The organism is Phenylobacterium sp. (assembly GCF_035569475.1).
GTDB lineage: Bacteria > Pseudomonadota > Alphaproteobacteria > Caulobacterales > Caulobacteraceae > Phenylobacterium.
Map to the genome: position 1 here is coordinate 18518 of NZ_DATMNA010000113.1, position 8581 is coordinate 27098.

Annotated in this window: 5 protein-coding genes; 1 reads left to right on the forward strand and 4 read right to left on the reverse strand. The window is 72.7% G+C overall.

Going from position 1 to position 8581, the window contains the following annotated elements:
• Positions 1-76: 76 nt before the first annotated feature.
• Positions 77-1405: a 2-hydroxycarboxylate transporter family protein gene (locus VNW53_RS18400; RefSeq protein ID WP_325557392.1), complete on the forward strand. Its 1329-nt coding sequence runs from the start codon at positions 77-79 to the stop codon at positions 1403-1405.
• Here the strand turns inward: VNW53_RS18400 and VNW53_RS18405 are convergent.
• From VNW53_RS18405 to VNW53_RS18420, 4 genes are all read right to left on the reverse strand, one after another.
• Positions 1402-1851 carry a hypothetical protein gene (locus VNW53_RS18405; protein ID WP_325557393.1) on the reverse strand — a complete coding sequence of 150 codons (450 nt, stop codon included), beginning with the start codon at positions 1849-1851 and terminating at the stop codon, positions 1402-1404. The two genes, VNW53_RS18400 and VNW53_RS18405, sit on opposite strands and share 4 nt — an antisense overlap.
• A 118-nt stretch (positions 1852-1969) precedes the next feature.
• A complete protein-coding gene (locus VNW53_RS18410; RefSeq protein ID WP_325557394.1) occupies positions 1970-3559 on the reverse strand; it encodes a glycosyltransferase family 4 protein in 1590 nt (529 codons plus the stop codon).
• 104 nt (positions 3560-3663) lie between these two features.
• On the reverse strand, positions 3664-6807 hold the full coding sequence (locus tag VNW53_RS18415; RefSeq protein ID WP_325557396.1) for a CHAT domain-containing protein: 3144 nt from the start codon (positions 6805-6807) through the stop codon (positions 3664-3666).
• The coding region (locus tag VNW53_RS18420; RefSeq protein WP_325557397.1) for a hypothetical protein at positions 6804-8581 on the reverse strand (1778 nt) is incomplete at its 5' end. The genes VNW53_RS18420 and VNW53_RS18415, both read right to left, overlap by 4 nt.

Sequence of the window (8581 nt, forward strand, 5' to 3'; positions counted from 1 at the left end):
CCGGCCCGCGCGCCGGGCTAGCTTGTCCCAAACGGGGGAGCCGCCATGACCTTTGAAACCGCCGGCCGGATTGCCGATGCCTGAGGGCCCAGCTTCGGAGCCGCCGGCGGCGGCCGCCGCCTGGTGGCGGATCATGGACCTGCGGATCGGGATCGTGCCGGTTCCCGTGGCGATCCTGGGCGCGGCGGTGGCGGCGGCCTTCGTGCGGCTGGGCGCGGCGCCGTCCGACATCCTGATGAACATCGTCGTGCTGGCGATCGGCGGCTTCGTCTGCGCCGAGCTCGGCAAGCGCACGCCGGGGCTGAAGAACCTGGGGCTGGCGGCGATCCTGGCGACCTTCCTGCCCTCCTGGCTGGTCTACGCCCACCTGCTGCCGCCGGCCCTCGTGAAGTCGATCTCCGCCTTCACGGACAACTCCAACTTCCTCTACCTGTTCATCGCCGCGATCATCGTGGGCTCGATCCTGGGCATGGACCGGCGGGTGCTGATCTCAGGGTTCCTGAAGATCTTCGTGCCCCTGGCGGCGGGCTCGGTGGTCGCCACCGCGGTCGGCTGCGCCGTGGGGACGGCGCTGGGGCTCGGCCTTCGCCACACCTTCTTCAAGGTGGTGGCGCCGATCATGGCCGGCGGTGTGGGCGAGGGCGCGATCCCGCTGACCATCGGCTACGCCCAGTTCAGCCACCAGCCGCAGGGCGAGCTGTTCGCTGAGGTGCTGCCGGCCGTGATGCTGGGCAGCCTGACGGCGATCCTCTTCGCCGGCGCCCTCAACGCCGCCGGCAAGCGCTGGCCCAGCCTGACCGGCGAGGGGCGTCTGCAGCCCGGCGAGGTCGACGACGAACCCTTCGCCGCGCCCGAAACCCCGCGCGCGCCGGTCAGCGCCGCCGACGTCGGCGCGGCCCTGGTCATGGCGGTGACCCTCTATCTGGTGGGCGCGCTGACCCAGAAGCTGTGGAACTGGCCGGGGCCGGTGGTGATGCTGGCGCTGGCCGTGCTGATGAAGTTCGGCCGCGTGGCCTCGCCCCGGCTGGAGCGCGGCGCCTTCGCCAATTTCCAGTTCTTCTCCACCGCGGTGACCTATCCGCTGCTGTTCGCCATCGGCGTGGCCAAGACGCCGTGGGAAAAGCTGCTGGGGGCCTTCAACCTGCCGACGCTCGCAACCATCGTGGCCACCGTCGCCGCCCTGATGGCGACCGGCTTCGTCGTCGCCCGCTGGGTGAGGCTCTATCCGATCGATGCGGCCATCGTCACCGCCTGCCACTCCGGGCAGGGCGGAACCGGCGACGTGGCGATCCTGACCGCCGCCAACCGCATGCAACTAATGCCCTTCGCCCAGATCGCCACCCGCATCGGCGGCGCGATCATGGTGACCCTGACGCTGATCGTGTTCGCGAAGCTCGGGTTCTAGTTGGTGGCCTTGGCGACGTAGGCGTCCAGCGCCTCGCGGGCCTCGGCCTTGCAGCCGCTCTGGTCGGCGAGCTTGAGGATGTCGTCCAGGGTGGTCGCGCTGGCCGCCGGCGGGCAGAAGCCGCCGCGGCGGGCCCCGAAGGTGCGGCCTTGCGGCGGCGGGTCCAGCAGGGCTTTCAGGCTGTCGAACTTGGCGCCGTCATTGGCCGCCAGCCTGGCGCCGGGCAGGGTGACGCCGGCCGGGCCGGCCTGCAGGGTGGTGACCTCGCCGGAGGCGCGCATCACCGTCAGGGTCTTGCCGGCCGCCACGGGCACCCGCATGCCGGCGTCCAGGGCCTGGCCGCGCTTGATGCCCGGGTCTGTCGAGTTGACGACGATATAGTCACTGGCATTGGCGGCGCCGGCCAGGCCGGCGGCGAGAAGAAGGCCAATAAGAAGGCTACGCATACGAACCTCTCGTGCAACCACCGCGCGAACGGTGAGGCTTGTTCTTTCTAGTTACCACAAAGGTACGGCGGACCGCAGCTTTTAGCTTCACCTTAGGGTTAAGGCTGATCGTCGCGCCTCACGGAAACCTAACCACCCCATATTTGGCCAACCACACCAGGGCCCGCTCGAGGAACGGCCGCCGTTCCGGCGGGAACCGCGCCAGAAGGGCCCCCACGCCCGCCGGCCGGTCCTGCGACAAGGCCGCGATCAGGGCTTCGGTTTCGCGGAACGTGGGCAGGCGGCCCTCGGCGCCGCGCACCGAGGGCGCGGTCATGATCGCCGCCAGCTCCGCCGGCGCGAAGGCCCGCGTCAACTGGACCGTGTCGGTGTGGGCCAGGGTGTGGCTGGGATAGGCCGCGAACATCCGGAAGGGATCGAGGCGCCAGGGATCCTCCACCCCGTGGCCCGCCCGTTGAACCGGCGCGGCCTGGCGGCGCCGCGCGAGTTCGGTCCAGAGCGCCTGGTACTGGGGGATCACCGCGCGCCAGTCGAACACGGTCCGCGCCCGCTCGGCGGCAGCCTTGCCCATCCGCGCGCGCAGGTCGGGATTGGCGAACAGGGCCGCCAGCGCCTGGGCCGCCTGTTCCACATCCACCGCGGTGAACTGCGATTGGGCGGTGAAATAGTCCGCAGAGTCGCCCATGCCGTTCGCATAGCGGAAGGCGAGGTCGGCCCCGAGGCCCGGCCGCGGCGCCGTGGTGCGGATCAGGAAGCCATCGGTCTGGTGGCGCAGGGTGAAGCGATAGCCGTCCCAGTCGGACACCACGCAGGGCAGGCCCGCGGCCATGGCCTCCGGCACGGTCAGCCCGAAGCTCTCCTGCACATTGTCGGAGAAGGAGATGAAGACGTCGGCGGCCGACCAGACCGGGCCATGGGCGTCCGGCGCGGCCTCGCCCACGAAGCGTAGGCGGACATCGGGGCAGAAGGCCGCCGCGGCGTCGCGGAACGCCTGGTCTTCCTCCGGCTTCCGCGCCCCGCCGTAGAGGATCCAGTAGACCGGCTGGCCGGTCCGCTGGGCCGCCTGCTGCAGGGCCAGGCCCATGGGCGCGGGGTTCATCTTGGTGGCCACGCTGAAGCGGCCGAAGAACAGGGCCGCCACGGCGTCGGCGGGCACGTCAAGGGCCTCTCGCCAGCGTCGCCGCGCCTCCGCATCGAAGGTGAAGTCCTCCGAATGCACGCCGAGCGGGATGGTGACGAGCTGGGCGGCCGGCATCCGCGTCACGCCGAAGCGCTGGTGCAGATAGTCGGCGACCGCCTCGAGTTGGGTCTGAACGGCGCTCTGCACGGCCGGCGAGGTGCAGACCAGGGCGTCCCAGGGCTCGACCGGGGCGATCAGCATCCCGGCGATCTCGCCCATGATATAGGTCTCGGCGATGGTGTGGGTGACGCCGGTCAGGGAGTAGGCCGTGGCGCCCACGCTGCGCCGGGCCCAGGCCTCGCGCTGCAGCTCGGGGCTGGGAATGTGCAGGCCGCCGGGTGCGGCCAGGCCCTCGCGCTCGCCCGCCCCGATCCAGGCGATGGGCGCCTTCGCCGGTCCCAGCCGGTCGAGCAGCGGCTGGAAGCTGTCGTGCGCGTCGCCGTGGACGTTCCACAGGTAGATCCGGTCGACGTCTGCGTAGCGCAGCAGGCCGCGCAGGAACCCCTCGCCGGCGGAGTTGCGCCCCATGGGCCGGGGCAGGGCCGCGTCATAGGGCTCGCGACCGAAGTGGATCGCGGCGTTGCCGGGGCGGCCCCTGGTTGAGAGAGTTGGGGCGATGGCCCGCGTCCGGCCTAGCGCGCGGCGGCGGAGGTCGGCATCGCCCGCGCCCCGTCGCCGACGATGGTGAAGGGCGCCCAGAAGTAAGGGTGCGACCAGTCCGGGCTCTGCTGCAGGGCCAGTTGCGCCTGCTGCAGGGCTTCGGCCTCGGTGGCCGCCGGGGCCGAGAAGAGGCCGGTCATCAGCCGCACCGTGGCCGCCGAGTCCACCGACCAGTGCGAGACCACGAGGGCCCGGCCGCCGGCGTAGATCACCGCCCGGGTCAGGCCGCCCAGCGCCTCGCCGCCGCCTTGCAGGCCGGTGAGGTCGGTGGCTTCCGAGCCCGCGCCGCCCGTGTCGCAGGCCGACAGCACCACCAGGTCGGCGTCGAGCTTCAGGTCGAGGATCTCGCTGGCGTCCAGCAGGCCGTCGCTGTCCTCGTTGGCGCCCACCGAGGTGACGAGGGCGGGCTCCGGCAGACAGGCCGAGGGCTGCGGCAGCAGGCCGTGGGTGGCGAAGTACAGCACCTTGAAGTCGCCCAGGTCGCTGCGGCTCTTCACGGCGTCGTCGGTGAAGGACTTGCCGATCATCAGCTCCTCGCCGGAGGCGCTCTTGAAGCTCGCGCCCACCTTGCGGACCTCGTCGGCGGTGTCGGGCAGCTCGGGCAGACGCAGCAGGGCCTGGCGGGTGCCCTCGCAGATGTTGGCGCCGTTGCCGCCGGTGATCGCGCCCGAGCGCTTCAGGACCGAGGCATAGGCGCGCGGTTCGGCCTTGGCGCTGGCCGGATCGGCGAAGGCCAGGAAGGTCTGCTTCGCCCGCGACGGACTGAAGGCCCGCGACTGCATGAAGCTCGGCGCCGACAGCACCAGGGACGAGTCGAGCCGCGCGCCCAGCCAGGCGACCTTGCGGTAGTCCGGGTCCTTGCCGCGGGCCACGCCCGCCAGCAGGGGCGCCGGATCCTCGGTGACCAGGGTGGCCACGGGCAGCGAGATCAGCGCGCCGTCCGGCTCATAGATCAGGTGCTTGGCGCCCAGGATCTCGGCCTTCACCGGGCCGGCCAGGGTCTGGAAGAGCGCATAGGACCGGGCGATGTCGAAGGCCGGCAGGCCGTCCTCGGCCTCGAACGGGGCGCGGATGGCCCGCACGGCCGAGGCCGCCTGCTCCCGCGACAGGTCGAAGCGATAGGGCTTGGCGCCGGCCTGGGAGACCAGGACGCCGTAGCCGCGGCCGCCCAGCAGCACCACCTTCAGATAGACCTCGTCCTTGTGCAGCGTCTTCTGCAGCTCCGGCAGGCTGGCGGTGGCGGCCACCAGTTGGGCGTAGCGCGGATTGGCGGCCAGGAGCTGGGCCTCCAGGGTGTCGGACTGCTGCTGCAGGGTCTTGAGCTGGGCGTCGAGGCCGGTCCTGACCTCGCCGGCATAGGTGGCCTGCGCCTGGGCGTTGGCGATCCGCGCCTCGGTGGCGCGCAGCTCGCGCTTGGTGTCGTCCAGGGCGCGCACCAGGCCGGTGATCGCCCCGTCGCCGGAGGCCACCCGCGCGGCCAGTTTGGAGACGGTCTGGGCGGTGGCGTTGGAGACCACGCTCTCGGCGGCGGAGAAGTAGCGGCCGCGGTAGTCGTCGGCCTTTGCCGGCTCGGCGGCGATCTTGGCGAGCAGCAGGTCGAAGTAGGGCGCGGCGTCGTCCGCCGAGGCGCCCAGCGAACCGCGCTGGGCCTGGAAGAGGGTGAAGGCGCGGCCGAAGCTGACCAGGGCCGCGTCGTCGCGGCCGGCCGCCATCTGGGCGCGGCCGAGCTGCAGCAAGAGGCCGCCCTCGGTGGCCGTGCCGGCGTGCCGGGCGCGCAGGATCAGGATCGAGCTCGCCAGCCGGTCGGCGGCCGGGCCGGGCTGGCCGGCGGCCATGTCGAGGTCGGCGAGATCCGCCTCTACCCGCGAGCGTAGCAGCACGTTCAACGCCCCGCCGGCTTCGCTGGCGGTCAGGGCGCGGCCGGCCTGAGCCAGGGCTCCGCGCGCCCCGGCGGTGTCGCCCTGGGCGGCGAGGGACGAGCCGATCACCTCCCAGGCCTGGGCGTCCTGCACCAGCAGCTCATCAGAGATCGAGATCGCCGCGCCGCCCATCAGGTCGCCGCGGCCGGATCGGCTGTTGAGGGCGTGCGACAGCTCCGCGCCGATCGCCACCTCGCCGGTGGAGACCGCCGTGACGGTCGGCCCCTTGTCGGTCAGCCCGCGGGCCGCGCGCGCCTGCTGGCGGGCCTGCAGGGCCGCGCGCCCGGCCTGCACGGCCTCGGCGAACTTGCCCTGGTTGCGCAGATGGAGCGCGCGGTAGCCCATGGCCTGGGCGGCCAGCACCGGGTCGGCGGCCCGGGCCACCTGGGCGTCGGCCAGGGCGAACTGGCGGTCGGCCTCGGCGAAGCGGCCGTTGTTGGAGATGTTGAGCGCCAGGTTGAGCATCGCCTCGCCCTGTTCGCGCGGCGGGGCGTTGCGGGCCTGTGCGTCGGTGGCCAGGGCCTGGAAGTCGGTCTCGGCCTGGTCGAAGCGCCATTCGTTGTTCTGCACATAGGCCCGGGCGCGCAGCCGGGCCGGATCGGTCGCCGCGGCCGCCTGGGCGCGGGCGAGGCCGCCGGAGGCGCCTCCGAAGTCGGTGGCGATTTCGGCGCTGGCGGCGGACACCTGGACCTCGGACATCTGCGGCGGCCTGGCGGCGCCGGCGACCACCCGCAGGCCGGTCTCCAGGACGTCGGCGATCTGGCTCGCGCCCTCGGCGGCGAAGACCGTCTGGCCGTGCCTGGCGCCGTAGCTGACGTAGGTGGCGTTGCTGCCGGTGGCGTGGCAGGCGCGGCGGCTGACGGCGCCGAGTCCAGCCACAGCCTCGGACTTGGGCTCCGCGCAGGCCGCGCGTTTGGCGAGCGCCTGGCTCCAGGCGGTCTCGGCGGCGGTGTTGGGCAGGACGTAGAGCCGGCCCAGGCTCACGTCCCAGCCGCGGCAATGGATGTTCCAGCCGCGCCGGCCCTGGGCCTGGACGACCGGGTCGTCGTAGTCGCGCACGGCCTCGCAGACCGCGCCGCTGGCCCCGCTGCGCCCCAGGGGGATCAGGTCCGCACGGGTCTGGGCGTGACCGGCGCCGGCCAGGCCCATCAGGATCGCCGCGCCGCTCAGGGCGGCCAGGACGCGAGCGCCGTTCATGGCTTGGCCTCCGGCTTCTTGTCCGGCGCCGCCTGGACGTGCGGGCGCCAGATCTCTTCACTGCCCGCGCCGGTCACCACCGGCTCGGCGAGCACGGCGTCGGGATCGGGCGGCGCTGCGGCGAGCAGCGGCGGCCCGTTGTTGCGGCCCGCGTTGCTGCGCGCGGCCGCCTTGCCCCCGGCGGCCTTGCCGCCGCCGGACTCGTCCGCGCCGCCGCTGTCGGAGGATCCGCCGCCGGCGTCACCGCCGCTCAAGGCATCGCCGGCGCCGCCGGTGGTCGAGACGGTCAGGACCGGCGTGTTCTGCTGCAGGTTGCCAGTGACCTGCGAGGCCGCGGAGCACTGGGTGGTGTCCACCGCGCAGCTATTGAAGCGGTAGACCGCGCCGGCCGGCGGCGTGGTCGGATTGCCGGCCGCGTCGACGATGGCCACGGCCACGCCGCTGCCGGCCGAGAAGCTGGAGACCACCACGCCGGCGGGGCTGACGAATGAGCCGTAGAGGTCGACCAACTGCGGCGGGTCGAGGGTCAGGTTGGGCGTGCCCTTGCCGGTCAGGAACAGGCCCACGGACTGGTCGCTGGTGGGCGCGGTGTTCTGCGACACGACCTTGCCCGCGGCCGACAGCTCAAGGTCGCCCGCCACCACCAGGACGCGGTTCTGCTCGCCGCCCGTCGGCGCGACGCCGCTCGGCTTGTTGCGGCCGATCTCGATGTCGGCGTTGGCGGTCTGCTGGATCAGGTTGATGAAGCGCTGCGAGCCGATGATGATGTCCTGGGTCGCGAACAACTGGACGTGGTCGAACGAGCGGACGTTCGAATAGGCCCCGCCGCTGAAGGTCGCCGCGCCGATCGTGCCGCTGACCAGCACCGAGGCCGGCTGCCAGGCGGTGTTGGCGTGGTCGCCGACATGGATGATCCCGCCGGACGCGGTGGGCGCCAGGACGCCCTGGATCAGCGCGTTGTGGCCGCCGCCGACCAGGAAGTTCACCTGCGGCGTGGAGGCCGGATTGACGTCCAGTTGCAGCACGGTGAGGTCGCCGCGCGCGCTTCCGGCGGTCGGGCCGGCGTAGAGGTTCACCTGGCCGGTGGCGTGGATGCGCCCGAACTCCGCGTTGTCGAGCCACAGGCCCGAGGCCGGCGCCGGGTCGCTCGCCGATCCGCCGACGCGCAGGGCCCCGCCGGCGGACTCGATCTGCACATTGGCCGCCGTGACCGTCCCGCCCAGGGTCAGGTCATTGGCGACGATGTCCACGGTCCCCGGGCCCGTCAGCCCCTTCACGGTGGCCATGCCGCCGACCGCGAGCGTGATATTGCGCCCGGCGGTGAGGTCGCTGGCCGCCGTGAAATCGCCCGGCGTGGTGATCGACAGGTCGCGGCCGATGGGTGCGAGCTGCTGGCCGAGCGACAGGGTCGAGCCCTGCACGATCAGGTCGCGTCCGGCCTGGAAGCTCGCCACCTGCACCCCGCCGTTGGAGGCCTTCAGCGTCAGGTCCTGGGCGGCGTTGAGCGCCCCGGCCGCGACCGTGCGCCCGGTGAGCGTGATCGAGCCCGAGGAGGCGGTGATCGCCCCCACCGTCAGCGCGCCGCTGGCCCCGATGGTCAGGTTGCGGGTGGCGACCAGCGGATTGGTGCTGGAGAAGTCGCCGGCGGTGGTCATCAGGGTGACGTCGCGCCCGGCCTGGATCGCGTTGAAGCTCACCGTCGGCGCGCTGAGCGTGGCGTCTCGCGCGGCGCTGACGGTGAGCGCGCCGGGGAGCGCGCTGGCGACCTGGACGA